This is a genomic window from Cupriavidus sp. C2SS-8b (assembly GCF_057073745.1).
Genome location: NZ_CP172718.1, coordinates 185164 through 210671 on the forward strand (window position 1 = coordinate 185164; position 25508 = coordinate 210671).

General features: G+C 59.0%; 19 protein-coding genes and 1 pseudogene. 12 read left to right on the forward strand and 8 right to left on the reverse strand.

The window, feature by feature from the left end:
* The first annotated feature begins 25 nt into the window (after window positions 1-25).
* The 4 genes and pseudogenes from ACIGJB_RS30495 to ACIGJB_RS30510 all read left to right on the forward strand — a co-directional run bounded on the left by ACIGJB_RS30495 (window position 26) and on the right by ACIGJB_RS30510 (window position 2497).
* Window positions 26-1363, forward strand: a complete 1338-nt coding sequence (locus ACIGJB_RS30495) for an MFS transporter (RefSeq protein WP_483713636.1) — start codon at window positions 26-28, stop codon at window positions 1361-1363.
* A 72-nt stretch (window positions 1364-1435) separates the two neighbouring features.
* Window positions 1436-1540, forward strand: a pseudogene (locus tag ACIGJB_RS30500) (short-chain dehydrogenase); the annotation flags it as partial.
* A gap of 385 nt (window positions 1541-1925) precedes the next feature.
* On the forward strand, window positions 1926-2195 hold the full coding sequence (locus ACIGJB_RS30505) for a type II toxin-antitoxin system ParD family antitoxin (RefSeq protein WP_483735115.1): 270 nt from the start codon (window positions 1926-1928) through the stop codon (window positions 2193-2195).
* Window positions 2192-2497 (forward strand): type II toxin-antitoxin system RelE/ParE family toxin, encoded by a 306-nt coding sequence (locus tag ACIGJB_RS30510; RefSeq protein ID WP_223999792.1) that lies wholly within the window; start codon window positions 2192-2194, stop codon window positions 2495-2497. The genes ACIGJB_RS30505 and ACIGJB_RS30510 overlap by 4 nt, the downstream gene beginning before the upstream one ends.
* Window positions 2498-3196: 699 nt before the next feature.
* On the opposite strand, the gene ACIGJB_RS30515 is transcribed toward ACIGJB_RS30510, so the two are convergent.
* The 4 genes from ACIGJB_RS30515 to ACIGJB_RS30530 are packed head-to-tail and all read right to left on the reverse strand — an operon-like array spanning window position 3197 to window position 9564.
* Window positions 3197-4033, reverse strand: coding sequence for a DUF7281 domain-containing protein (locus tag ACIGJB_RS30515; protein ID WP_483735116.1), 837 nt, complete (start codon window positions 4031-4033; stop codon window positions 3197-3199).
* Window positions 4030-5250 carry a hypothetical protein gene (locus tag ACIGJB_RS30520; RefSeq protein ID WP_483735117.1) on the reverse strand — a complete coding sequence of 407 codons (1221 nt, stop codon included), beginning with the start codon at window positions 5248-5250 and terminating at the stop codon, window positions 4030-4032. Before ACIGJB_RS30520 ends, ACIGJB_RS30515 begins: the two co-directional genes overlap by 4 nt.
* Entirely contained in the window at window positions 5243-5890 is a 648-nt protein-coding gene (locus tag ACIGJB_RS30525) for a condensin complex protein MksE (RefSeq protein WP_483735118.1), read from the reverse strand. The genes ACIGJB_RS30520 and ACIGJB_RS30525 overlap by 8 nt, the downstream gene beginning before the upstream one ends.
* Entirely contained in the window at window positions 5887-9564 is a 3678-nt protein-coding gene (locus tag ACIGJB_RS30530; protein ID WP_483735119.1) for an ATP-binding protein, read from the reverse strand. The genes ACIGJB_RS30525 and ACIGJB_RS30530 overlap by 4 nt, the downstream gene beginning before the upstream one ends.
* A gap of 275 nt (window positions 9565-9839) precedes the next feature.
* Here ACIGJB_RS30530 and ACIGJB_RS30535 point away from each other — a divergent pair, with 275 nt between their 5' ends.
* Both ACIGJB_RS30535 and ACIGJB_RS30540 read left to right on the forward strand, forming a co-directional pair.
* Window positions 9840-10151, forward strand: a complete 312-nt coding sequence (locus ACIGJB_RS30535; RefSeq protein WP_483735120.1) for an H-NS histone family protein — start codon at window positions 9840-9842, stop codon at window positions 10149-10151.
* 69 nt (window positions 10152-10220) lie between these two features.
* On the forward strand, window positions 10221-10514 hold the full coding sequence (locus tag ACIGJB_RS30540; RefSeq protein WP_483735121.1) for a hypothetical protein: 294 nt from the start codon (window positions 10221-10223) through the stop codon (window positions 10512-10514).
* A 317-nt stretch (window positions 10515-10831) separates the two neighbouring features.
* On the opposite strand, the gene ACIGJB_RS30545 is transcribed toward ACIGJB_RS30540, so the two are convergent.
* Window positions 10832-11032, reverse strand: a complete 201-nt coding sequence (locus tag ACIGJB_RS30545; protein ID WP_483735122.1) for a hypothetical protein — start codon at window positions 11030-11032, stop codon at window positions 10832-10834.
* A gap of 318 nt (window positions 11033-11350) precedes the next feature.
* On the opposite strand from ACIGJB_RS30545, the gene ACIGJB_RS30550 reads away from it, so the two are divergent.
* Window positions 11351-11809 carry a fumarate hydratase gene (locus tag ACIGJB_RS30550; protein WP_223999811.1) on the forward strand — a complete coding sequence of 153 codons (459 nt, stop codon included), beginning with the start codon at window positions 11351-11353 and terminating at the stop codon, window positions 11807-11809.
* A 1086-nt stretch (window positions 11810-12895) separates the two neighbouring features.
* Here the strand turns inward: ACIGJB_RS30550 and ACIGJB_RS30555 are convergent.
* Both ACIGJB_RS30555 and ACIGJB_RS30560 read right to left on the reverse strand, forming a co-directional pair.
* Complete coding sequence (locus ACIGJB_RS30555; RefSeq protein WP_483735123.1) at window positions 12896-13600, reverse strand: hypothetical protein; 705 nt, start codon at window positions 13598-13600, stop codon at window positions 12896-12898.
* A gap of 208 nt (window positions 13601-13808) precedes the next feature.
* Window positions 13809-14183, reverse strand: a complete 375-nt coding sequence (locus ACIGJB_RS30560) for a PHA-granule associated protein 4 (protein WP_483735124.1) — start codon at window positions 14181-14183, stop codon at window positions 13809-13811.
* A gap of 312 nt (window positions 14184-14495) precedes the next feature.
* Here ACIGJB_RS30560 and ACIGJB_RS30565 point away from each other — a divergent pair, with 312 nt between their 5' ends.
* From ACIGJB_RS30565 to ACIGJB_RS30585, 5 genes are all read left to right on the forward strand, one after another.
* On the forward strand, window positions 14496-15218 hold the full coding sequence (locus ACIGJB_RS30565) for a metallophosphoesterase family protein (RefSeq protein ID WP_483735125.1): 723 nt from the start codon (window positions 14496-14498) through the stop codon (window positions 15216-15218).
* 777 nt (window positions 15219-15995) lie between these two features.
* Window positions 15996-17108, forward strand: a complete 1113-nt coding sequence (locus ACIGJB_RS30570) for a PDDEXK nuclease domain-containing protein (RefSeq protein ID WP_483735126.1) — start codon at window positions 15996-15998, stop codon at window positions 17106-17108.
* Window positions 17109-17342: 234 nt separating this feature from the next.
* Window positions 17343-17684, forward strand: coding sequence for a helix-turn-helix domain-containing protein (locus ACIGJB_RS30575; RefSeq protein ID WP_483735127.1), 342 nt, complete (start codon window positions 17343-17345; stop codon window positions 17682-17684).
* Entirely contained in the window at window positions 17681-18919 is a 1239-nt protein-coding gene (locus ACIGJB_RS30580) for a type II toxin-antitoxin system HipA family toxin (protein ID WP_483735128.1), read from the forward strand. Before ACIGJB_RS30575 ends, ACIGJB_RS30580 begins: the two co-directional genes overlap by 4 nt.
* A gap of 18 nt (window positions 18920-18937) precedes the next feature.
* On the forward strand, window positions 18938-19408 hold the full coding sequence (locus ACIGJB_RS30585) for a 3'-5' exonuclease family protein (RefSeq protein ID WP_483735129.1): 471 nt from the start codon (window positions 18938-18940) through the stop codon (window positions 19406-19408).
* Window positions 19409-21404: 1996 nt separating this feature from the next.
* On the opposite strand, the gene ACIGJB_RS30590 is transcribed toward ACIGJB_RS30585, so the two are convergent.
* The gene (locus ACIGJB_RS30590) at window positions 21405-25403 is read right to left on the reverse strand and encodes a PIN domain-containing protein (protein ID WP_043355224.1); all 3999 of its coding nucleotides are present in this window, start codon (window positions 25401-25403) and stop codon (window positions 21405-21407) included.
* Window positions 25404-25508 lie beyond the last annotated feature (105 nt).

A 25508-nucleotide genomic window follows, 5' to 3' on the forward strand; every position in this document is an offset into this window, starting at 1 on the left:
CACATGCACTGCATAGGAGACCCGCATGACAGCGGCAGCGCAGACTGACTACCGCGCGACAACGATTCGAAAGATTCAGTGGCGCATCCTTCCATTCCTTGTGCTCCTCTACATCATCGCGTTCATTGACCGGTCCAACATCGGCTTCGCCGCGCTCAAGATGAACGGGGACCTGGGAATCTCCTCGACACAGTTTGGCGTCGCTGCGGGGTTGTTCACGGTCGGATACTTCCTCTTCGAAGTACCGAGCAATTTGCTGATGCATCGCTACGGCGCCCGCAAGTGGATTGCACGCATCTTGTTTACCTGGGGAGCGGTTTCCGCTTGCACGGGCTTCGTGCACAGCTACACGCAGCTCGCCATCGTGCGCACAGTGCTGGGCATCGCTGAGGCAGGCTTTTTCCCATGTGTGCTCCTCTACCTGACCTACTGGTTTCCGGAGAGGGAGCGGGCCCGCGTAGTGGCGCTGTTTATGGTCGCATTGCCCATCGCGACTCTGGCGGCAGGACCGCTTTCTGGTGTCATTCTGGACCACGTGCACTGGGCAGGCGTTGCTTCGTGGCGCTGGTTGTTCATCCTCGAAGGGGTGCCGGCGGTTCTGCTGGGTTTCGTGGCGCTGCGGATACTTCTAGACAGTCCGCGTGATGCCAAATGGCTGACCTCGGATGAGAAGGCGTGGCTCACCGGCATTCTCGAGGCGGAAGCGAAGGCAAAGGTGAAGCAACACGGGGAAATGTCGTTCTGGAAGAGTCTCAGTGGCGTGCGCATCTGGCTGCTTGCATTCATCTATTACGCCAAATCCGTGGCCGTGTATGTGCTCGCGTTCTACTCGCCGCAAATCCTAAAAGGGCTCGGCCAGGAACTTAGCAACACAACGGTGGGCCTGCTGAACGGGCTTCCCTACGCTGTCGCGACCGTGGTGATGGTCTGGTGGGCACGGCGTTCTGACCGGACCGGCGAGCGGCGTTGGCATGTGGCGCTACCGCTGTTTACCGCTGGCGTCGCCCTCGTACTGATGGCGATAGCGGCCGGCAACCTGTGGGTATCCCTGGCATTGCTGACAGTGGTTACTGCCGCAATCTACGCACCGTATGGGCCCTTCTGGGCGATGCCTTCTCTTTTCCTGACCGGCTCCTCGGCGGCCGTTGGTCTGGCGGCGATTAACTCAATCGCGAACCTTGGTGGCTTCGTCGGACCGGTCGCATTTGGCGCGTTGAAGGATTCGACGGGGTCGATTTATGCTGGCTTGGCCTTTGTAAGCTTGACGCTCGTCGCTGCAGGCATCCTCGTGGTGCGCCTGCGATTCGTCAAGGAAGCGGAACAACGCATGCGAGCAACGATGGCGACCGCTATGGCCGCGTGAGAGCAATCGGTAGCGGCTTGGACTCAACGAGGCCGATCCGCGTTGACCAGCAAATGACTACACACCGGGGTGACCAAGGCAGCCGTTCATTCTTACGCGTAGTCGCAACGCTTCACGCTACGTGATAGCAACGTCAGGATCCTGCTGGTAGCGCCGCCTTGGGTCGATACCGATTTGTCCTTGTCCGCGCCATGGTGTCTCATGAGGGCGCCTACGCCATATATAACCGGTAGTGACGGACGACGCAGCAACGTTCGCGAGCGGGGAGCTGAACGGCCGCTTCGTGAAATGGAACGGACGTTTGGATGTCCGGGGCAAGGCTCAGCGCAGTGTCCGTTGGTGGCCGGCTACTGCCATTGCACCCCACTAAACCCTCGGGGCTATAAGTCCAGGCGATGAGGCGCGCTATGAGGCTTTATCGGCGTATGCGCTCCACGAGGAACCGACATTTAAGAGTCTTACAATACACTTTACGTCTCAGATTGATAACTATTATTAAGGCCGGTACACTGAACAACAAAGCCGGGCGCGTCGCGCCGGCTTCGTCTGGAGAGGAGTAAAAATGATCAGTGCCGACCTGGGACAACAACTCGAGCGCTACGTGACTGAACTTGTCGCCTCGGGCCGCTATGGCTCTAAAAGCGAAGTACTGCGCGAAGGCGTGCGTCTGATACAGGACCGCGAAGCGCAACTGATGGCGCTGGACGCGGCCCTCGCGCAGAGCCTAGCCGAGGCCGACGCGGGCCGCGGCACCGACGCAGCCACCGTGTTCGACCGCCTCGAGGCGAAATATCGCGCCGCGGCAGATAGAACGCCCGGACAGGGCGAATGATCGTCGTTCACCTGACGCCGCTGGCAGAGGCCGAACTCGAAGCCATCGCCGACTACATTGCCCGCGACAACCCGCGCCGCGCGCTCTCCTTCGTGCAGGAGTTGCGCGACCGATGCCTGTCGCTCGCAGACATGCCGCTTGCCTTCCCGCTGGTACCCCGCTATGAGGACCGAGGCATCCGGCACCGCGTACACGGCAACTACCAGATCTTCTACCGCGTGGTGGGCGGTCCGCCTGCGCGAATCGACGTGCTGCACGTGCTGCACAGCGCCCGCAACTATGCCGCGCTGCTATTCAACTGATCTACAGAATGAGCACACTTCTGCTGCGGATCCTGGCGAGCGACCGCGCGCTTGTGGCCGGCCAAGCGTGGCGCGCAAGCAAAAGAAAGCCCGCTGCAATGGCGGGCTGCAATCCCTTTAGAAGGAAAGGGAGGAGACGAGATTAAGTATAAACCCTAGCGATAATTCTTGCAGAGCAGGTTTCGGCGAACACGTTATTTCATAGTTTCGTGATCGTGAAAATACAGGGGATGTACTACTCGTTTCCTGAGTAGAGGCGGCAGCCCCCGGGCCGCGAAGCAGTGGTCCGGCATTTGGATACAAGCCATGGGAGCATCCGATGCAACAGCCGACAGCTCGGCGGGTCCAGCGAACTTTCCAACAACGTTTTCTGTGGCCGCTTGGTCGTTGCGGGCATCTCGTCAAAGACGGCACACCGAAGTGTAATTTTCCCGTCTTGCCGACAGATCCCGCGATCACAAAGTTGCGGTATATGGCGACGAGGGAAGGTGAAATGATTTGGTCCGCAAAGTCAGCCCATATCCCAGTTACGAGCCATTGGGCTGCGTTCGATGTCATGAACTCGGCTGATTCGCTGGAGTTTGGAGAACTGGGATGGTCAGGACACTATATTGCGGCCCAATCCATTGCACCTTGGAGTCCTTCCTGATCCACGACTCCCCAAGCCACAAGACATTCCTCCAGTTGAGGGGCCGTCAATCACAACGTCGGGGATGTAGGCGCGCTCTCCATCCATTCCTGGCAGTAGCCTTGACGAAACTCCTTGAGCAGGGCGAACGAGCGCACGATGTCTGGATGCGTCGACGCCGCGAGCTTGGCCCCGGACACTCCGATTTGATCGTCATATAGGTCGTAGCGCTTGCGCCCTCGGATGGCCGAAATAAGCCAGCGCTCGTCTGGAAGGATCAGATGGGCGAGACGAGGAAGCGAAGCGGCTATGGACAGCCCGGCAGGGTCAAAATCCACGAAAGCATCGACTGGCTCCCCGCGAGCCGCAAGGACCTTCGCCGCGTCAGCAAGGCTGAAAGTCGGGTCTCCGCGGAATATCGCGAGGGTGCTCCCGCGACCGTAAGTAATCCATTCATAGCGGTGCAAATGCCGGAACGTCTCGAGGTTTTCGACCAGAAGGATACGGTCGCACCGGACGCGCATTGCGTCCTCGGTCGTCAGCACCATATAGCCGCCGCCTGGCGCCTTTAACCCCGCCCCGTCCAGATCGCAGTCGCCATGGGCGGTGCGCAGAGCCACTGAGTTGGAATGGGGTCGACTACCAAACGCTTTCTCGGATACCCCAGCATATTCCACAGTCTCGGCCCGGCGCATCTCCCCGTCAGGCCGCGAGAGCGGGATGCCTCGATTCTCGAGGAGCTTAGCTGCCGTTTCCCAGTCGCTGGGGCCGTAGTGGATCGATCGCCCGGAAGCCCGCCCGACACCGTAGGTCGCAATGGTCAGGGAGAGTGGTCCGGCCTTTCGCGTCGCCGGCCGCGCAGCGATCAGGCGTTGGAGAAAGGTGATTTCCTGGGCGGAGAGAATCATAGGAAACCGTGCGCGAGAATATCGCTGGAAACCTGGTTGGCGTACAACTGGTCGGCAGGCAAAGCGTTGACAAAGGTCAGATGGACGCCTTCGCTCTCCAACTGGATGGACGCATAGAGTAGCCAATCCTCATCCCGCAGGTCCCCGCCGTCCGCGTGACGTTCCTTCCAGTCGCGCAACGAGATGGATTGTGAGGACTGATGAAGCGCCGTGATCAGATCGCTCAGCATCGCGTCGTGGGGCTCGAGGGGATCGGGAGCGGCCACTTCTTCTTCGTCGATGATCGCGAGGGCTGGCTCTGCTTCCTGAACCGGGACTGGAACCGCACGCGGAGGCAGGCGCCGGAGCGCATCCATCAGCGCGGCCCGGTCGCGGTCGCTGCACGTCCTGACGTCCAGGTTATGCACCAGCGGGATCGGCTCGGCCACGAAGATCGCAGGGGGTGCGCTGTCCGACGAGACCTCGAACCCGGAGGCGGTCTTGTTCTGGCGCAGGTAGTGCGCAACGCGACTGAGCTTACGCACCCGCTCCGACTGCAATTTGGCACGAAAGAGAGAGCGGTTGATCGCCGCCTGCACGTCCTTGATCTGCAAGGTCCATGTGAGGATGCGGCTCGTCAGACGCTTGCGCACAATCGATCGGACGTCGAGCATGCCGATGTTCAGCGCTTGGGTTTCCACCTCGCCGAACAGGGTGCTCACTTGCTCCATCTCGTTCAGTGACTCGGAGACCTCGTTCACATAGAACTTGTTCTGCCGGAGCTTCGCTTGAAAGTTCGAGACGTCGCCGTACTGCGTGGAGATGAGCGCATGAAGCAAAGACAAATTTCGCTCAATGGAGTAGGAGATGTCGATGACCGTGTCGACCAGTTGGGCAACCAGCGACTCCCGGTCGCTGGCGTCGCCGTTATCGTATCGAACGCGAATCTCACGCCAGACCGACCGCGCTTGCTGGATCCCACCGGACAGGCGGGTCAGCGTCTGGTACGCGCGATAGCTGACGAGGTAGTCGGCGATGAAATCGCGGAGTCGCGGGTTCAGGCGGTAGACGCCTTCGTCCTGTGGCTTCAGCGCCTTCAGGTTCGAGAGCGTGTCGATTCTGGCGTTGCGAGTACGGTCCCCCAACTCCACTGAGGCATCGAAAGCTTCTGAGATCAAGTCGTCATTCTGACTCAGCGCCCGGAGGAGTTTGCCAATCTGATCGGAGGACTCACGCATCGCTCATCCCGTCCAGCGTTTTCTGCTCCTCGATCACTTCGTCCTCGATTCGGTCGGCCTGGATGGCTTCGTTCTCCGAGATGAATTCGATGACAGAATAGAGGTGCTCGATCTTGCCGGTAATCTTGTAGATGTCGGCCTGGGGGTTGAAGAGGATGACGTAACCCTCGTCGCGCAACTGCTCCAGGACTTTGCGGAAATTCTCCCGGATGGACTGGCGCGGGTTGAAGCCCTTAATCACATGGCTGAGCCCATTGAGCTGGCTCTCCAGCGACGCACTGTCGATGATCAGTTCTTCCATCCGCGCCAGTCGAATGACATCGCCCGGGCTGAGGGCGATCTCCGTGGAGTTTGTTTGCCGGATGAGGTCAAGCAGCATCACCGCAGGTCCATAGACATCCCGGAAGCGGCGGAGATCTTCCTTCAGACGGGTAACTGACAGGGTCGTGACGTCCTTCGGCGCCGTGTAATACGCGCCGTCCTCCGGATTCGTGCGCGCGAGGCGGAAGTCCATGTGTCCCAGAACGTCTTCGACCTTTGCGAGCGCCTCCGGGTCCGAGAGGTAGTTGTACTCGGTCGGGTACGCGACCGAACAGATGAAGCGGCCGGACAGAAGGGTTTTGAGAACGGCGGCGATCATTGAGCGCCCCCAGCGGCGATGGTCATGATTTCGCCCGTACTCGCGATGTCGTGCTTCGGTACGGCGAATGTGCGGATCACGCCCATGTCCTCCAAACGATATCGCTGCGCGAACTTGCGATAGTGGCGAGGGTTCAGATCAGGCGAAGCCGTGATCACGTCGACCCGGTTCTCGCGGAGCATATCCATCAGGGCGATGAAGTTCGGTCCGTCAAACTTTCCGACCTCGTCGGTGACCCATGTAATGTAGATCGCGTCCTTGCCGCGAATCATGTTCAGCATCCCGAGCAAGAGCGTAATAAGGATGATCGAGGTCAGGCCGTTCGACGATACGTTTTCTAGCTCGCTTTCGCGGTGGAACGTCTTCTCGACGTCGTTCTCCATCACCTTGCCGCGAATACGGATGTGCTGCGACAGGTCGACTTCAAGCCGGCCACCGCTAGCGATGGTATTGGCGAACTCATGGAGTACGACTTCGGCAGCCTCGTCGGGAACTTGCCGGCGCTGGCCTGCGCGTCCCAGGGTAAGGTGTGAGTCGTTCGCGAATTTGCTGACCTGCTTCAGGCGTTCCATAAAGCCCAGGTCAGAGAAATCCGTGACCATCTCGATCTCCAGCCCACGAATGCGCTCGAACTGTTGCACGGACTGAAGGCCCTTGCCGAGCTCCTTGTTGAAGCGCTTGATGTCCGACTCGAAGCTCTGAATTGCGCTATGGAAGCGTTCGATGGTGTCCAGTATCACGCGCAGCGTATTGTTCAGGTTCGCAACGATCTCATTCGGGATATTGCGATGGCATCGTACGAGGGCGCGTGCTTTCTCGATACGGTCGTTCGATACCTCCGCCACGCAGCGCTCGACAAACTCCCTGACGTTGTTGTCGCCGGCCGTCAGGCGGTTGTAGATCGTATTGTGGAGCTCGCCGATCCGGCGTGTCGTCGACGCCAACTTGCTTTGTGCAGCGCTGACGTTGATCGCCAATTGTGCAGCGGTCATACTGGGGTCGATGGAGACATCTGCGTGCTTGGGCGGTGGCAACTCAGCCTCAAGCATCTGCAGTTTCTTGACCTGGTTGTCCAAGTCATTGATCGACTCGGTGAAGGCCTTTTGCTGCACTCGATAGGCTTCGATTGCTCGCTTGACGGTATCTTCATGAGCCTTGATGGCGGCGTCTGCCTTCGATAGGGCCGTATTAGCATCGCGCGCCACGTCCTCAAGGCGGATCAGTTCTGTCGGCCCGTTGTTGTTGAGCCAGGTGCGCCACTGTTCGATCAGCACAGCCTTGTTTTCCAAGGTCCGCAGGGTCGCATCGATTTCCCTGCGGCGAGCATCCCATTGTTCGAGCTTCTCTGGATCGAGATTTTGGGCGCGCAGCCGCTCATTGCGTCGGGCGGTCAGCGCGGCTACCTGGTTGACGGCTTGCTTCTTGATGGCGTCCCGGCGGGACTCGAAATCGTTCGCTTCTTTTTTTGCAGCAGTGCCAGCGTTCCAAATCTCGGTACCGAAGCGGCTTTCTATGCCTGCAATCTCTTCCTTCGCGGAGGCGGCATATTGCTCCTGCGCTTGCTTCAGCGCCTTCAACTCTTTGCTGAGGCGACTGATGGTGTCGGCAAGCCGCTCTCGTTCTGCCTTCTTCGCTTGTTCAAGACTCTCCCGGGCCTTCGCAAGGCTAAGTTCCTTTGTGGCCTGGTTTTTCTCGTAAACCGACACCTGGCTTTGTGCGAGATGCAACGCCTCACGGGCGCTCGTCACATTGGCCGAGGCGGCTTCACGCATGGTCTTGGTCTCGGCCTGGAGGGTATTCGCGGCGGTAAGGCGCCGGCACGCCTCTTCGATCTCCTTCCGAATCTCTTCCTCGTCCGCCCACGCCGGCATCGCCAGATTCTCGACATCAATGGACCACCCGAAGGCGGTTGTCGGGTCGGGGCCGTCGCCAAACGTCGGATTCAGGTCCGTCCGAGTCAGATGCTGGGGATCGACGAACTTTGCGAAGTGTTCCCAGTTCTCTTGGGGTTTACGCCGGATGGCTGCCAGGAGCGTCCCATCTTCCGGCTTGAGGCTGCGATCCAGGTGGCCAATCTCGGACTCAATGCGTCCAATCTGTTCTTGAACGGACGCGACTTCCTGATCGAGAAGGGTAAAGCGTTCGCGGGCGGCCGCGCTTTCCTGCCTTCTCGTCACCACGACGCTACGGGCGCCAATCAGAGAGTCCTTGATGCCGTCGATTTGTTCCCGGAGGTCGTCAACCAGCGCTCGAGCGTCTTTCGGTCCTTCGACACGCTCGGATTCGATCTTGGCGCGTTCAAGCGCCACCCGAGTGTCGCCCAGCTGTTCCTGGTTGGCGGCAGTCTGCTCCCCATGACGCCCACGAGCGGCTTCAAGCGATGCGCTCTTCTGGTCGTTCAGGCTCTCCAGCTGGGCCGCGCGCCGTTCGCGGTTCTCTTCAGCTTCTCGGTTGAGCGTCTCGAGGTCGGCATCGCGGGTCGTCTCGATCTCCTCGCGAGCAGCCCGGATCTCGTCTTCGATAACAGCGGCCTCGGCAGAATACACCTGGCGTTGCTGCAGGATGCCAGCCCGTTCGGCATTCAACGCTTGTACGCCTTCCTGCTTCTTAGCCCACCCGGCGACGTCTTCCTTGTCGAAGCGTGCCTTGAGCGTGGCTTGATCGTTATAGGCCTGTTCGGCAGTCCGACGATTGGACTGCGCTTGCTCGAACTCGGTGGTCAGGGTTGCCTGGATATTCTGCTCGGACTCCTGCTGGCGTTGCCGTTGTGTTTCGGCGGTGTCCTGACGAGCAGTGACGTCGGCGAGCGCTTTCGTCTTGTTGTCCAGCAGTGCGCTCACCTCGGCAGAGAGCAGGCGAATGTCATCTTCCTCGCGATAGCAGCGGTCGATCGTGGAGTCAAGGTCTTCCACGATCGGAGTTACCTTGTTGGCGTCCTCGCAAGCGCGGCGATTCTTGATCCAATCGGTGATCTCGGCCTTGGTCTGCTTGAGGAGGAGCTTGTTCCTTTCCGCGTCCGAACTGGCGCTCGTCTCCTCGTTGACCATGCCGACGGCGACCTGGATGAGGTCGGCGAAGCTCACATGTTCCTTGACAACCGAGCCTACCAGGCGGTCGAGGTTGGGCATGGCGCGCGGGGCGAAAGAGTATTCGCGGGCGATCTGGCGCAACTTGTGCGCCTGTTTCGTGTTGGCCTGGAGATTCAGGATGATGGATCGATACTCGGAAGCGTCGAGCTTCATCGAGAAGGCTACGCCGATATTGGTGGCCGCTGTCTTGGATCCTTCGTCGTCCAGAAACGTCCCGTTCTCGTCAACGAAAATTTCGCGCCGAAACCCGGATTCGAAAAGCCGATACTCGAGGGCGTCAGGATTGTCCCGGCGGGCACGCAGAACGGCCAGGCGCAAATCGTGTGCTTCGGACGGGCCGCGCTGGTACTCGAAAACGATCGCGCTTTCCGGCGTGGGCAGCGTGAATCGCGGCATCGATTTCTGGCCATGTCCGATCTGAATGATCTGACTCGGTAGGTGCCCGTAAAAGAGAGGGGTGAGGCGAAGAGTCGTGGTCTTGCCAACACCATTGGGCCCAACCACGGCGGCGCCGTCGCGCGGGTCGATTTCGGTGATTCGGCGTGAAGGGCGCTGCTTGTTCGTCCCCACGTTGACGAGGAACATTTTCCGGATTCGATGCACGGGCTTCCTTCGTTATTAGTTTGGAGCGTTGCCCAAGGTCACAGCGGTGGAGCGAGATGGTGAATCGGCCACGCGGGTAGTTTGCCAGATTACCGACCTCATGCGAATCTAGGCCCTATTTCCATTGGATTCCGATGTATGGCATCGATCTTTCCATTGAATAGTGGTTTATGATGATCGTGTTTAACAGTTTTGCGTCTAAGCTTGATTAGCATTAAACTGTCTTCTGTCATCCCTCTACTGGAAAGGAAACTCACATGGCATCCTATAAGGAACTCATGTCCCAGAAGCAGGCCCTCGAAGCCCAACTGGAAGAGGTACGCGCGAATGAAGTAGCGGGCGTCATCGAGAAGATTCGGAGCCTCATGGCGGACTACGGCTTGACGGCCGAAGACATTGCCAAGCGCCGTCGCGGCCGTCCAGCAGGTAGCGCCGCGAGCAAGCCGAAGTCGGAACTACCCCCTAAGTACCACGACCCCAAGACCGGGAAGACCTGGTCCGGCCGTGGTCGCCAGCCGGCTTGGCTCGGCAAGAACCCCAAGCGATTCCTGATTGCAGCAGAAGCCTAGTTTTCAGCTTCTGGCTCGAAGTAGTATCGCCCCTGCAATGCAGGGGTTTTGTTTTTTGAGAGCAGCACCATGTCCCTTGAAGCGATTCACGCCGAGATTATGCTTGCCCGGCCATACCTGATTCCTCGCGAACGCACGGACAAAGGGATAAGGAATGGGTACTCTTATTGGCTGCAGGTTCCGCCAAGCAAAGAACTGAGAGTCATCCGTCTTTCGGAGGAGGGCGGTACCTATGAGCTCGTGCGTTCGGCCAGCGAGCGCAAGGCACGAGAGAGGGTCCGGCACCGTTTCACCGGCTCAGTAGCTGACCTCCTGGTCATCATCGACGAGCAGGTGGAAATTATCCGGAAAGACGAACGCTAGTCACTTTCCCCGCCTGATCAAAAACGGTCAGGAACTGGATGCAATGATTCGCATCGAGCCGCCGGCTGTCGAGCCCCATGGACATGCGTGCCAGTACTGCGGGTTACTCAGGCGCTGGGTGGTAAGTCTTTGGCTCAATTTCAACGCGCAGTCGGCGATACCCGACCTGGCCAAGAAGGCAGTCTTTTCCACCGACTTGTCACTGTAGTGGTATGGCTTTGGCTTTGCCCGATGCAATCGGATCCGCGGCATTCGTCGCCAAGGACCCTTCGCGAGAAATAGAGCAAAACGTGAAGGGCGCTCAATATCGAGCGGCGTTACGCAATGCGGCGCACGGTTTCAAGCATGGAATACCCTTGACTTGTCACGCGAGGGTGGGCGTTTGGGCTGCCGTAGCCATGCTCCATCGTCACCAGTTTGTGGACCAGCAAGCCGTCTAACTGTTCCGGTTCGAGATCGTCGATGTCTTGCGCATCGCCAAGCAGTAGCAGCGCGGCGATTTCATGCGGACTGAGCATGCCAGCTCCTTTGTCGGGGGGACGGGAAAGGAACTACGACTGCTGGTCCGTGGACGGAGTTCCACGGAGGATGACAGACACTGAGTGAACTCGGTGCGAGGACGCGCTAAGTATGCGCACACCGAGCATTGACACTAAACGCTCTTGCCCCTGGGATCAAGCTTTACGCGTGCTGCAATGCAGCGCAGCGACGCTGAAACACTTCGGATCGTTGGTCGATATTTCAGCCGTTTGGCAACCCAATGGTGAGCCCCGGATCACTGCAGATCGCGACAAAGGTTATACTCCGCGACTCCAGCGAATAACGGATAAATCAACATGGTCGCAGCAACCAAAGCAACGACGCCGACGAGCGCGGTCACCAAAAAGAAGCCTGTCGCAAAGAAGTTGGCGGCACCGACGAAGAAGGCGAGCGTGCTCGCACGTGAAGCCCAGGCAGCGAAAAAGCGCTTGCTGAAACTGCGCGCCGACTCGAAAAAGGCCATTGAAGCGGCAAAGCGTGACGTCGCGAAGGCAACGGAAGCCGCAAAGTCCGCAGCGCGCTTTGAGAAGCAAGCCGCAAAGGATAAACTCGCGGCGAAAAAGGCGAAGGCTGTAGGCGCGAAGAAGGCATCAGGCAAAGCTGGCGCCACGAAGGTCGCCCCGAAAAAGGCTGCCGATAGCAAAGCCGCCGCGACCGTTGTGCCGAAGAAGGCCGCGGTGAAGTCCGTAACGAAGAAGCGAGCCCCGGCGAAAAAGGTGGCACAGACCTTCGCGACACCCGAAGCTTCGGCGTGATCATTTGCCTCGACTGAGTTGGCCGTCGGCAACCGGTCGATTGAGGCAAGATGGGCGCTCACCGGCGCCCAGTTTTGATCGCCTAAGACTAGCCGGAAGGAGCTTCGGCCAGTTCTTCACCCTCTAGCAGTATTCCCAGCCTTTGGCTCTTTACCTCGTTAGTGCTGCGGCCCCATACCGTTGAAGCTCAGCACAACTCACGCGGGGCCCACCCAGCACGCCCCCATATCTTGATCCCGCGTTTTTCCACCCGCGAACCGCTGGCCATCTGAATTCATCTGGCTGGGCAATCGCTGCCGCTGCGCAGCCGAGACACACGCTTTGACTGCGCGGCGCGCCAAGCAGCAACGTGCGTCGCCATAAAGTCGACTCCGCACGCCGAGCGCTCTAGACCCATGCCAATGACACCCGTCTGCGGCGTGCGTACCCATTTCTGCGAGCTGTGAAGGGACGTCTCCTGGGCATCTTGCGGGCCCCTGCGGGCCAATGAATTGGCGCGGAACAAGCCAGGCGTCGGTCCAGAGATTCTTTCCTTTGCCTTGCGTAGTCTGGCAAGCGACCTGAGCACAGTCTCATTGCGCAGGAATGATCGACCGGCCGGTTGGCGCACCAACATGATGAATGGTGATGGAGCAAGTTCAGCGTGGCCATGTGGCATCGCGTGATGGCTGCGCAGGTGCTTGAATTTGCTGATCACTGCGCTCCCCATGACACCGGACGGTCGACGCGGCACGCTGGGGGAGGAATTGCGTGCCCTGGGAGCTTGGCGGATACTGAAGCTGGGTGCTTGACAACGGGTGCCCGACTTCTTCGTGGATGTTCCACGGCTCTCTTCCGCTAGGTGGAGAGCTGTTTTTTTGCCCTATTTGAGTGCGTGCAGAAGCGAAGAAGAGCCCCGAAGCGTTATCGCGTACGGATATAGGCCTCGAAGAGGCCCCCGTGCAGGCCGCGTAGGTCCTTTCGCCGTTCCACCAAATCATGCTGGCGGCCTTGGCGCTCAAGGTTAAGCAACTCCAGCATGATCCGCATTCCCTGTTCGGGTAAGGTGCCCGTCGAAGGCTCGGACGCGCGTAAGAGGGCAGCAAGTCAGGGTTTTTCCGTCAAGGCCCAGGCGGGAAAGAAGGCAAGATCATCGGCTGTACCGTCACCGTCGAAATTCGCATCGAACCGCCGGCGCAGCGCCACCAATGACGAATCCCCGAGCGTTTGCATGAGCGCGCCAAGCTTTTTCGGAGACAACCAAGCAAGCTCCGACAAGAGCGGCCACGCCGAATCAAGCCCCTGGAGCCGGTAGACCGTCTCGGCCATCCAGGCGAGCGGGATTGGAATGCGTCGCCATGACCCGATTCGCTTGATGCTTTCACATGCTTTCGTCCACTCCGCTGCGCGCATCCATAGCGGTGCCGCATGCCATTCGGACATCTCCCGGTGAAACGGCAATTGAGAGGCGGCCCCGGCGATGGCGCGCCACAGCGGTAGGCACCAAGCCATGCCCGCTGCGTCGCCGAATGCCCCGCGAGCTGCCGGCACGCACGGCAAACACCACGCTTCGCATCGGTCGCGCAGTGCCGCGTGATTCGTGAAGTATTCGTGGGCGGGTGACTCCAGCACACCGACCAGCGTCTCCAGGGTTGGCACAAGCGCGTCGTCTGGATATTCCACGCCCAGGCGCTGCAGTGCTTCACGCCCGGCGGCAGCATTGCGTTGCTCAAGCGCCGTGAGCACGTCGTTGCGAAGCATGACATCGCGGCCATCTTCGAAGAGATCAAGCTGATTCGTCACGGCGTTCACGTTGGTACACCCCTCGAGGACCGGCCCGACATCGCCGGGCACAACAAACCTTCAGGGATGGTAGCTGCTGCCACGACTACGGGCAATCCGCGACCGGCCAACCACATCTCTGCTAGCTAAGAGCTACCCGAGAGCGGCTAGGCAAATCAAGGCGCGACTCACGGCGCAGATCCTGTTCTGGGCTTCAGGAAGGCTGCATGGCAACGGGTTACTCCGCCCACACAGCATCGACATCCCGCATGAGATGTCCGGCGAGGATGTAGTCCCCGAGCTTCTCCGCTTTTCCCTCCAGGCGCTCCAAGTCAGCCGCTGGCAGCGTGCTGAGCTGAAATTGGCAGTAGAGATTGCGCTGCCGGAATGTCAACTTTGGACGACTCAGCCCGGCAACTAGTGCCGCGGGCGAGCTGACAGCAATACTCTCATGGCCGCGATACTGGACACGTATGCCAAGCTTCTCCCCCAGCCTGCCCAGTTCAATCGCATCCTGCCATCCTGATTCGTAGTCCAAATCCACGACCGTGACGCCCTCTGTTTCCAGAAGCTTTAATGCCTCGCCTTTGGTCGCAGCCAGAGCTGTCGCCATTGCCGCCTCCCCTGCTCGTAGGACCTGTGGCGATTCGCGCGCTTCTACGGTCCAGATTCATGTTGCAAGGCAGCATTGTAAACGGGGAAGGGGCGCGTTCGTCAGTCTTGTCCTACGGCGTGCGACTTTGGCTTACGACTCTGTACTCGTGGATGCAGCAACCTTGCGCGGGTGCAGTCGTGGCTACGCATTCGGCAGACCTCTGATCAGGTAAATTGGTGATCATTCAGAAATAACCGAGGTTGAGTGGCGGCGTTACCCGTCATCGATCCGCCAGTTCCACTCAGACCAATTCACCTACCCCAACGACCGATGTCAGAAGGCCATGTATTCATTTGCGGCGACCCCCATGGGGAGTTCGACCCGCTGATCGAAAGCGTCCACCGTCACCGCCCCGAAGCGGTGGTGCTCGCTGGAGACATCCAGGCTAGGCGCCCACTGGACCAGGAACTCGCCAGCATCCTTCCCCTGACGCAGGTGTGGTGGATTCCCGGCAATCACGACACCGACAGCGATGCCGACTACGACAACCTATTCGGCTCGGGCCTGGCCGACCGGAACCTGGATGGGCGGGTGGTCACGATCGCAGGCCTTCGGATTGCCGGGCTAGGGGGAATTTTTCGCGGCCAGGTCTGGATGCCGCCCGATGCCTCGCGCGTAGAGAGCGAGTCTGACTATCTTGCCAAATGTGGGAAGGGAAACTACTGGCGTGGCGGTCTGCCGCGGCGCCATCGCAGCACGATCTTCCCGCAGACATATAACGCGCTATTGAGTCAGCATGCGGATGTCTTGATCAGCCACGAGGCTCCGGCTTGTCACCCACACGGGTTCGAGGTGATTGACACGCTCATCGAAGCAATGCGAGTGAAACGAGCTTTCCACGGCCATCACCACGAATCCACGGTTTATCCGAACACAGGACCGTGCCGCTTCTTCGGTCTCGGTGCGTGCGCGGTGGCCACGATCGGCGGAGACTTCTTGCACAGCGCCCCGACTTGTCCTGATCAAGACGAAACAGGCTCGATCGGCGGTTGAGGTTCGCAAGCAACCCTATTGGGCGCCAGCGGTGCGGGGCAAACGACTGGCGCGCTTTCCGGATTGCGCACACAGGTCAGAACGCCCGCAGGTCGACATGACACCGGCAGATCCGGTGATTGATCGCGCATGCGGCGGCTGCCGTCGGAAAGTTGGACGCGCCGGTTGCCAGATAGTGAGCGCGACAAAAAAGCAGCCCTCGCTCCGATGGAGGAGAGCCGCAGAACGTCCAAGAAGAAATCGGGTAACACCTTGCGGCGTCGCCCACACTCAGTATCTGCCAGATCGCCGTTGTCGGCAATCCAGCCTGCGCCGCGCAGCTGTTCGTGAAAAAAAGAACCCGCGCTCACCAGGGGAGGGGCGCGGGTGGTAGCAGGACCTACCGGAGAAGGATACGGCGATATAAACATCGTGCAACACAGGATTAGGAGCCATTTTTCCCGGCAGTTCCAAAGGGGCGCTCGCCCAGCGTGTTGGCCGTCCATGGGTGCGGGGACGCGGCTGGATTTCCCACGATTGTTATTTATACTGTCACCCTCCATATTTTTATGGTGAGCACTTTCACACGTGAACGTCAGTCGGTCGGCAAATGGTGATGTACCCAGATCGTTGTGTGGTCTGTCTTGGTCACGACAGTGGCTGCGAAGGGCAGGCGATCTGTCACACGAGGGCGGTGCAGCCAGGTAAGGCGGGTTGGCGTCCAAGGCAACGGTTCGCAGCAGCGACAAGATGATGGTGCGGCCGCGAGCCGCTGGCCGACAGTAAGGAATTGAGGCAATGACGCGCCATCGTGCGACCAAACCGGGCTCTCCCTCAGCATCTCCCGCCGCTGGCTTGCAAACTGAGGCGGTCCTCGGCGATATCCAGCGCCTCATCAGCGAAGCCCGCGCCGGATTGGCTGTCGCGGTCAATGCGGCGCTGACCCTACTGTATTGGCGGGTCGGCCAACGCATCCGCTCGGAAGTCCTGCGTGGCGGGCGCGCCGAATACGGCGAGCAAATCGTCGTCTCCCTCGCGCGGCGCCTGGAGACCGAGCATGGTCGCGGCTTTGGTGTGAAGAATCTGCGTCACATGGTGCGCTTCGCTGAGGTCTTTGCCAGCGAGGACATTGTCTACGCACTGAGTAGACAATTGAGCTGGACCCACCTGCGCACCCTGATCTACCTCGACGATCCGCTCAAACGCGAGTTCTACCTCGAAATGTGCCGCAACGAGGGGTGGAGCACCCGGACCTTGCAGGAGCGCCTCGACTCCATGCTGTTCGAGCGCACGGCGTTGTCGCGTCAGTCGGATGCATTGCTCGCCGACGAGCTCGCGGCCCTGCGCGAGCGGGGCGAACTGAGCCCCGCCCTGGTGTTGAAAGATCCCTATGTGCTCGACTTTCTCGGGCTGCGGGATCGCTACCTCGAGCGCGACCTCGAAGACGCCATCCTGCGCGAGCTGGAGCAGTTTCTGCTGGAATTGGGCGCCGGTTTCACCTTCGTTGCCCGCCAGAAGCGGCTGCAAATCGACAACGAGGACTACTATATTGACCTGCTGTTCTACAACCGCCGGCTGAAACGTCTGGTGGCGATCGAACTCAAGCTTGGCGAGTTCAAGGCCGCAGACAAAGGCCAGATGGAGCTTTATCTCCGCTGGCTTGCCCGCCACGAACAGGAACCAGGCGAAGCCCCGCCGCTCGGCATCATCCTCTGCACGGGGAAGAAACGCGAACATATCGAACTCCTGGAACTGGACCAGACCGGCATTCACGTCGCGGAGTACCTGACCGAGCTTCCTCCCCGGCAGTTGCTGGAGCAGAAATTGCATGAGGCCGTGGCCCTGTCGCGGGCACGGCTCGAGAATCGTTCGGACGGCGACGCTGGCCCCGCGCAACCGGAACTGCCGTGATCGGCCGCTGCGACCGTGGTGAAGGCGCCCGGTTGCCCCCAGCGCATCGCTGACACTGCAATGGATGAAGGCGGTCACTGTGGCACCATCATTTAACATAAGGTATCTTATCCGAAAAGCGCCCTATACGGTACAATGACGCGCTGACACGCGGCTGCGTGGCCCAGGAAATGAACGGATAAAAGCAAATAATAGTTTCTGATTTCTGCCATTTTCGCTATTATTGATTCCATCATGCCGCGAAAAGCCAACGCCGTCTCGACACTGCCAGGACCGGTCAGTCGCTCCCTGATTCAGCTCGGCCTCAACCTCCAGGTCGCCCGCAAACGGCGCAAGGAGACAATGGCGTCGTTTGCTGAGCGGATGCAAGTCTCCGTTCCTACGCTCCGGAAGATGGAGCAAGGCGATCCGACGGTGTCAGTGGCGGTCTATGCGATGGCGCTCTGGTTGGTCGGCCGCTTGAAATGGCTTCCGGAGATCGCGAACCCCGCGGCCGATGACGTGGCGCTCGACCTTGAGCTCTCCCGCATTCAGCGCCCAGCGGCCAAGTCTCAGGCCCAGTGGAAAAAGCCATGAATGACCATCTTTTTGTCTGGTTCTATCCGCCCCACGGCCACGAACCGCAGCTCTGCGGACGCCTGGATCTAATCGGTGGCCGGCAATGTCTGTTTGCCTATGCGCGCGAGTACCTGAGCCGGCAAGCCGCCATCGCGCTGTGCCCCGACCTGCCGTTGCGCGACGGCCAGTACGCCGCGCCAGTCGGCTTGGAGCTGCATCCGGTGTTCGAGGATGCCGGACCGGACCGCTGGGGTCGCCGCGTCATTGATCGGGCCTTCAACCCGCGCCGGCGCGCCGCGATCGACTACCTCGCTCTCGCGGGCGAGGACCGAATCGGTGCCCTGGGTTTTTCGGCGTCAGATGAGATCTACCAGGTCAACGATGCTCCGCCTTTTCACCGCGGCGATCTGCCTAGCCTCATCGAGGCCGCTCGGGCCGTCGAGCTTCAGCTGCCGATTGATGACAGGCTCCGCCAACTGCTGCGCCCGGGAGGGACCGCCGGCGGGGCTCGCCCCAAGGCAGTCATTGAGGACGACGGCAGTGCCTGGATCGCAAAATTCCCGGCCGAAGGCGATGATGTCGATTTCTGCGCCATTGAACATGCTTCCTTGCGCTTGGCGAGGGAATGCGGCATCGAGACTCCGGAGTCCCGTTTGGTTCAGCTGGGCCGCAGCCATACGCTGCTGGTGAAGCGATTTGACCGGCAGCCCGGCGGTGGCCGGATTCACTTTGCGAGTGCGCGCACGATGTTGCTCGGAGACGGGATTCCCGAAGAGCAAATGGCCTATGCGGACGTCGCCGAGTTCGCCCGCCGCTTTTCTCCCACGCCCGCGGAAGACAGCCTTCAGGTGTTCCGCCGCATGGTCCTGAATATCCTGATCGAGAACACCGACGACCATGCAAAAAATCATGCCTTCCTGCATCAGGGTGCGGACCGTTGGCGACTGTCGCCCGTCTATGACGTTCAGCCGCAGCTGCAGGGAATTCAGTACCAGCAACTCATTGTTGGCGATGAAGGAACCGACCCTACGCTGACCAATGCGCTTTCCCAAGCCGGCCGCTTCATGCTGACGCCGGCCGAGGCGTATCTGGAAGTCGAGCGACTCCTGGACACGGTGTCGGGCTGGCGCGAGGTCTTCCGAGAGTCCGGCGTCTCGGAACGTGACATTCGAGAGCTTGAGCCCTTCATGATGCGAGATTCGGAGCTACCGCCGCCCCCGACCCGGCGGCGCTCCGAGCGCTCGACTGGTTGAGCCGCGCGCCCGAAAACGATGAGACCGCGCAGTCCTTGGAAGTGCCGCTACTTCGTCGATACCGAGTTCACCGATTTTCTGGACTGCCAGCTTATCAGCATCGCGATCGTGGGCGAGGACGGGCGCGAATTTTACGGTGAGTGCTCCGACGTCGATCTGTCGGCATGCAGCGAATTCGTGCGCGTTGCCGTGCTGCCACAACTCGGTCAGGTATCGGGCCGGTCGATGTCGGGCGCACAACTGAAAGCCGAGCTGCGGGCATGGCTGTTCGCCGTGCCAGCTAAGCCCAAGCCGATTCTGTGCTTCGACTACCAAGGCGACTTCGACTTGCTGTCCGACCTAGTCGATGGCGACATCCCGACCGGCTGGAGGTGCGAGCACATCGGGAGTCGCCTAGCTTTCGATAAACAGGAAGCCTACTTCCGCGAGCACGGTGCCCGACATCACGCGTTGCATGACGCTCGCGCCAAGGCCTGCGCCTTTCTCTAAGAGTGTTATAGATCTCTTTCTGGCACCATGATAAGCGCGGTTATCATGCATTGCGAAAACTCGTAACTAGCCTAATGCTAGTTAATTAAGAGGTTATTTTTAGTCGAAAGACGCAAAACTATGTTTGATCGCGACGTAAATACGTGTCCGAATGCTCTTCGGCTCATACGCGCCAAAACAAACATACTTTTTCATTTGCATCCCTTACTGCCCACAGTTTTGTTATCGGCCGAATGCCTTCGACCCGTGCGATGATGTCCAACGCATACGTGCCGCAGGAGTTTACATGGCCGCTCAAGAAGATGGGCTAAGCATCTCACCGTTTCCTTCTTCCCTGAGGGATCTCCGAACTCTATGCCAACCAGGGCATCCTTGCGATCCCGTCGATCGCGCTTTACATGATGGCGCGTATCAGGAGCTGGGGACTGTACTGCAGTGGCTGTCTGGATTTGCTACCCATGCTACGGAGCGTGCCTATGAGAAGGAAGTCCATAGGTTTTACTGCTGGGCGCTCTTCATCGATCGAAAGCTGTTGGCCGAAATCACCCCGTCAGACCTAGACTTCTATGATGCATTTCTCCGGGATCCTCCAGACTCCTGGTGCGGAATGCGCAATCGGCGTCGTACTGCCGGAGATTGGCGGCCGTTCGAGGGAGCTTTGTCGGACGCGAGCTGCTCATTCGCATTTCGCGTCTTGGAAAGTTTATTTTCGTTTCTGGTCGATTTCCGGCACATCCAATATAACCTCTTCCGCGAGCGACGAATCCGTCGGAAGAAAAGTGCCATGGGATCCACAAAGCCCTCGAGATCCCTGCCCCTTTTGTCGTTTGTTCGATTACTCCGAGAGCTCGAGTTAGAGTGCGAGAAGTTTCCAGTCGGACATCCAGCGCATGACGAGGCCGAGCGGATGCTCTTCGTAATTCGGTTCATGGGAAACACTGGCATCCGCGGGGAGGAGTTGGCCTGTATCCGCCTGTCCGATTTGTTTTGCTACAAGTCACCAAGCTCCGGAGATGAAACGTGGTCGCTTTCTTTAAGGAACGCGAGCGGGCAGCAGGCAAGGAAGATTGTCCTGAATCCTTCGGCCAAGTATGCCATTTACAGATACTTGGCGGCACGTGGTATCCACATTCCTCCTCCTCCGTCAGCAACGCCCTTGGTATCCCGGCTCCACGGAGACGAGCAAGCTGTTCCTTTAGGCCGGGACTCAATCTATGGAATAGTAAAAAACGCCGTGAACCTCGTTGCCGACAGGATCGAACACAAAAATCCGGATGAAGCTGCCCGTTTTAGGAAGGCAACTCCCCATTGGTTGAGGGTCACGTATCGTCGAATGAACGTAGATTCTCGGCAAAATGTCTACGCAATCCCAAGGATGAGTGCTTAGCTTACGGCATATCGGCACCGCTGCACCCGCCCAGGGCACCACCATTCGGCATATGGATACGCGAATAGTCTCGGCATCGTTGTCACTGGCTGGGTTACCGGCTATACGAGCCTGTGGAGTGTTGTGCCGCCGCCAACTAGCGCTGAATCTGAAAATCCTCTAACTGCTATTTCTCGTTCACACATCGCGCCACGCTCGAGTGCTCAGGTTCGCCTTCAGCGCAATTCTGAGCCATAGAGACGAACAAAAGCCCGCTTGCGCGGGCTTTTGGCGGCCACCAATGAGACATTGGGGTGGCCTCGTAGGCTAGGCCTGCTTCCATTATGCCATCGCGAAGCAGGGCTTCATCTATCTCGCAGACGGGGGCAGATTCCAACTGCCGCCGATAGCCTGAAGATGGGCCGCACTGCCAAGGCAGCCAATTGCCTGGCGGTCACGGCAAAGCGTCGGTGGACGCGAGCAGAACGCTTATGATTGACTACTAGCCACGCATTGCTGCCACGATATCAGCGGATTGCCAAATGCACGTGCGTCATTCATGCGCAACGTATAGGTGATGCGACGAAAGCTGGCCTGCCCTGCCCTACGCGTTGACCCGTCGCCGTCCTATTAGCTTGCCGTTGCCGGTGACACCGTGACGTTTGTGAGCGCTTTCGCATTTGGCTGATGAACGACGAAGCCGGTTCTGCAATAGAGCGCTCCGATCGCGGGCGGCTCTATCGCGCCGCCCTCCCCGGCCAATGCAATTCCCGTTTCTAAGCCATGCTCCAGCACGTTGAGAAATTCAGCCTTGTCTTCCCTGGGAATCTCTCGTGTAGCGGGATACGGCGAGGTATAAGCAAACAACATGTCCGCTACTTGCCGCAACCATCGGGCAAAGCCCTCGCGCATTCCTGTGACGTTATCCTTTCTGCGAAACAAGCCATTGGCGATAAATTTCACGAACTCTACAACTGCGCCGTACTGCATGGACACGTTTGGCATTCCTTGAATCAGGTCGCGCGCTAGGCCGATCGCGTACCGGCGATTGAGCGCGGTTGCGAGGTGGGTGGCAACAAATTCAAGCGTCCGCGCCGCCATCTGCGGCTGCTGGAGTCCCCAAAAGACGTCATCTGCATGAAGGGCGAAAACGGTGCGATTGTGCAGCGCCGAGTTGAGGGCGAACTCTGCGTGATCACCACGTGAGATCTTGCCGTCCTGCAAGCCCTTCATCGCCACGAGATAGGGGAACACACCCTTGATACCAAACACTCCATAGACCCAGTTCCTAAGGCGTTCATCCACCGAGAACAAGGCTGCCCCCTTTTCGAGGCACAACGCGAGCGCGTCATAGGTATCTGTATCGAGAAGATCCTTTAGAAGGATGAGTTCGTGAGGCATTTGCTCCGGCCCATACACCGGGCAAACTTCGCAGTGTTCGTCCATTAGCCTCAATGCTTCGGTATATTGGCTTGCCTTCCACTTGCGAGCCTCTTCCGTGATAGGCAAGAATGCGAACTGCCCATCTATATCGGCCGCATGTCCCTCTGCGCGAGAATCCAACGCCTCGACTTCCGCTTGTTTGAATCGATCGTAGGTCCCCCGGCAAACATACACCCGTGGCAACACTGAGAGAAGATCACCCTGTCCAAAGCGGACAAGTTCAGCCAGCGTGAGCGCGTCCATCACAACGGGGAACGATTGGTCGAGCAACAATGCACTTGCGGCCTCAAGCTCTGGCGCTGTGGTGACACCACTTGCGAGCGGAGGGTTGCGCTGGTCCCAACTGAAGACCATTTGCATGCCGTCGGCGCCGAGCATTTGCGCACACAAGCCAAGCGGAAGCTTGCTCTCGGCGTATTGCTCCATTACCGATTTGCTACGTTGCGTTTGCGCCTTGAGTCGGTCATGGATGGGCGAGACATCCAGGTTCCCATCCTCTTTCTCGGTCAGGCTGAAGAGCTGCAGACCAGGCGCGGGTTCTAGCGATTTCGACAAGAGTTCGTGCGCGTACTCGCCCAGTCCTTGATGAGCATCACTGATCTCACGAATCGTGAAATTGCGAACATCGAACGTTCCCTCGATGTCAACGGTGTCGCCGCATGCCAGTCCTAGCATCGTTTTCGCCAGCGGGCTGTCCGCAGCAAGGAATCTCGCAGATTTCGGCAGATCCGTCATGCCTGCAGGATCGATCACGATTTTTACGATGCTCCTGTCCGCGCCCTCAAGCGTCACCATGGAGCCAGGCCTCACCTCCGGAAAGTGTGTTCTACCGTGTCTGGCTCGGTGACCGATCAAAACTCCCATTAGATAGGAGGAGGCGGCACTGACGTCGTCCATGTTCGAGCGGAACATGCGATAAAGCCGCGCGTACCCGACCTCTGGCTTGCCATACTGCAACTCTGCCGCCGCCAAGTGCGCGATCTGCTTCAGGGTCCCCGTAAGACGCTCGGGCGCCTCGCTGAAGGCGTTTCGGATTTGTGCGGGTGGTCTGGTATGAAGAACAACTTGGTACCAAAAGACCCATGCTTCCGCCCGCTCTGGATGGGCCTCGCGATGCAGTCTCGCAAGCAGTTCGAGCTGGCTCCAGTCATTGGCTTCTTGTGCGACGCCCATCGCTAGGCGGCGGAAGGCGTCATCTGAAAGCCATTCGGGTGGCACTTTTTCCAGGAGGTCTTTTGACTTTCGCCGGTACCCACCAAACAATAGGGCACGCAGTCGTCGCGTCTGAATTGGTAGGCTGCGGCCGCTGGGGTCCACCGACTCCAAGAGGCCGACGGCGTCGGAGAACTGATCGGCGCGAATCAAAATATCCGCGACGATCAGACGCTCGCGCGAACTCGAATGGGTGGAGACTCGCTTCTTTATGACCTCGACAAACCGGAGCGCTTCGCTGTCACGGCCGGCATTGAGCATCAGCCCCGCAAAGGCGCTGAGTGTAATCAGATCAAGGCCATCAGCGGGCGTCTCACTGACTTCCTTGACCACCTTTTCGGATTGGCCGGAGTTGCACGCGCACACCATTTCAAGCAGCTTGACAACCGGTTTCTCGTCCGGCGCATGCTCGCGCAATGCGTGAGTGATGCGAGCAAATGCCTCGGACTCGCCTCGGTTTGCGGCCGTTTCGGCCGCAAGGAGCAATCCGTCTTCGTCCAGCGCATTGAGGTGGGCTATGGAAAATTTAACAAGATCCTCGTGCCGGCGGAGGAAGAGCAAGGATCCGATGTGTAGGGCGGCCACGTTATCGGCATACTCAGGAATTTCCGTTTCGATTCGCTCGCATATGGCGAGCGCCACGCCAGGCTTGCCGGTTAGCATGTGGGCAAGCGCCACGTGCGAGGCAGCTTCGGCCCTGTGCTGGCTATTTTCGATCCGCCATAGTTCTGTTGCCGCAGGCTCGAACGCGGCGATTACCTCATCGAGACCCTCACGCAAATCTTCGGCGTAGGCGTCGAAGTCCGCGGAAATCCCGTCCTTTCCTGCGACGCTAACGATGATGCCTGCGGCCCCTTTGCGGGTGAAAAGGCCTGCATCCTTTGCGCGTAAAGCTCGCCGTGCGTAGGTTACCGCCAAGTCGCTCTGTTGCCGATAAAAGGCGTAGGCCATCATTTGCAGCGCATCTGCTTCTTCTCTGAAGCGCGCCGGCAATTCGGCTTCCGTCAAGTCCTCGTTCTCGCAGATTCGAGCATTGGTAGCCGCTAGCCAAACATGGAGCGAAAGCGGGAATAGGCCTAGCAGGCGTGCCCCTTCAGCGTTGGCAAGCTTGAGGTCTCCCTGGATGATATGCGCTCGGATTTTGTTAGCGGCGATGCGCTCGTCATCCCAAAACAGGTCATAGGCACGTAGAAACCACTCAGCAGCGACCTCCTCACGATTCTGTTGCCAGTGTGCAATGCCATTCTGAAGAGTCCAGCGCGCCTTCTGATGTCTGTCGAAGCTCGCGATCTCGGTTTCGAGAGTGGCAAGCAACTCCTGCGCAGCCTGAAATTTCAGGCCGCGCAGCAGGTCGTTCACCTTGTCAAGCTGCCTCGTCACAAGCCCATTCGGTGAATCTGTCCGACCTGTAGGCAACATCTGCAATAGTGCCGCCTTGAATGTTGCTTCCATCGTCGCAGGCATGGCAGCGATCTGCGCCCCAGTCCTTTCTCCCTGCTCACGTAGCACCGCAATGGCACCGCCCGCGCTGTTTGGGGAGTATTTCGGATGCAATGCGTCGTATCGTTGGATGTGGTTGCATATCTCGGTCCACGATTCCACTTCGACCAAGAATTGGCCATTGGCCTGCCGAAGGTCGCTGACTTCCTGTGCGTGCTTGACGAGCGCCGTGTCGCTTGCAGCTGTCGTGGCAATTATGAGGCGGACAATCTTCCAACCCGCCGCGTCGGCCGCGGCAACCTCATCATCAATTGTCTTGGTGGTCACCCCGCCATCGACATACCGCTTGCACTGGATGCCAATTCGACCGGCTCTTGATGTAACGAAAATGTCTACACCGCCCTGCTTCTGCCCTGATCTGCCGTTCCTCTTTGGAGTCGGATCGTCGAACACGACACCGTAGACATCCGTGCACATGTTTTCGAAGCTGTCAGCATTCGTTGGCTTTGAGATCTCGATCTCGAACGCGCGCATTCTGTAGGCCTTTCTAGTTCTGTGTCGACGGATGACCCTTGCAACCATTCCGCGGTCATTGCTTCCCCGCATTCTGCCAACAGGTCCCAGCGACTCCCCTTCCCT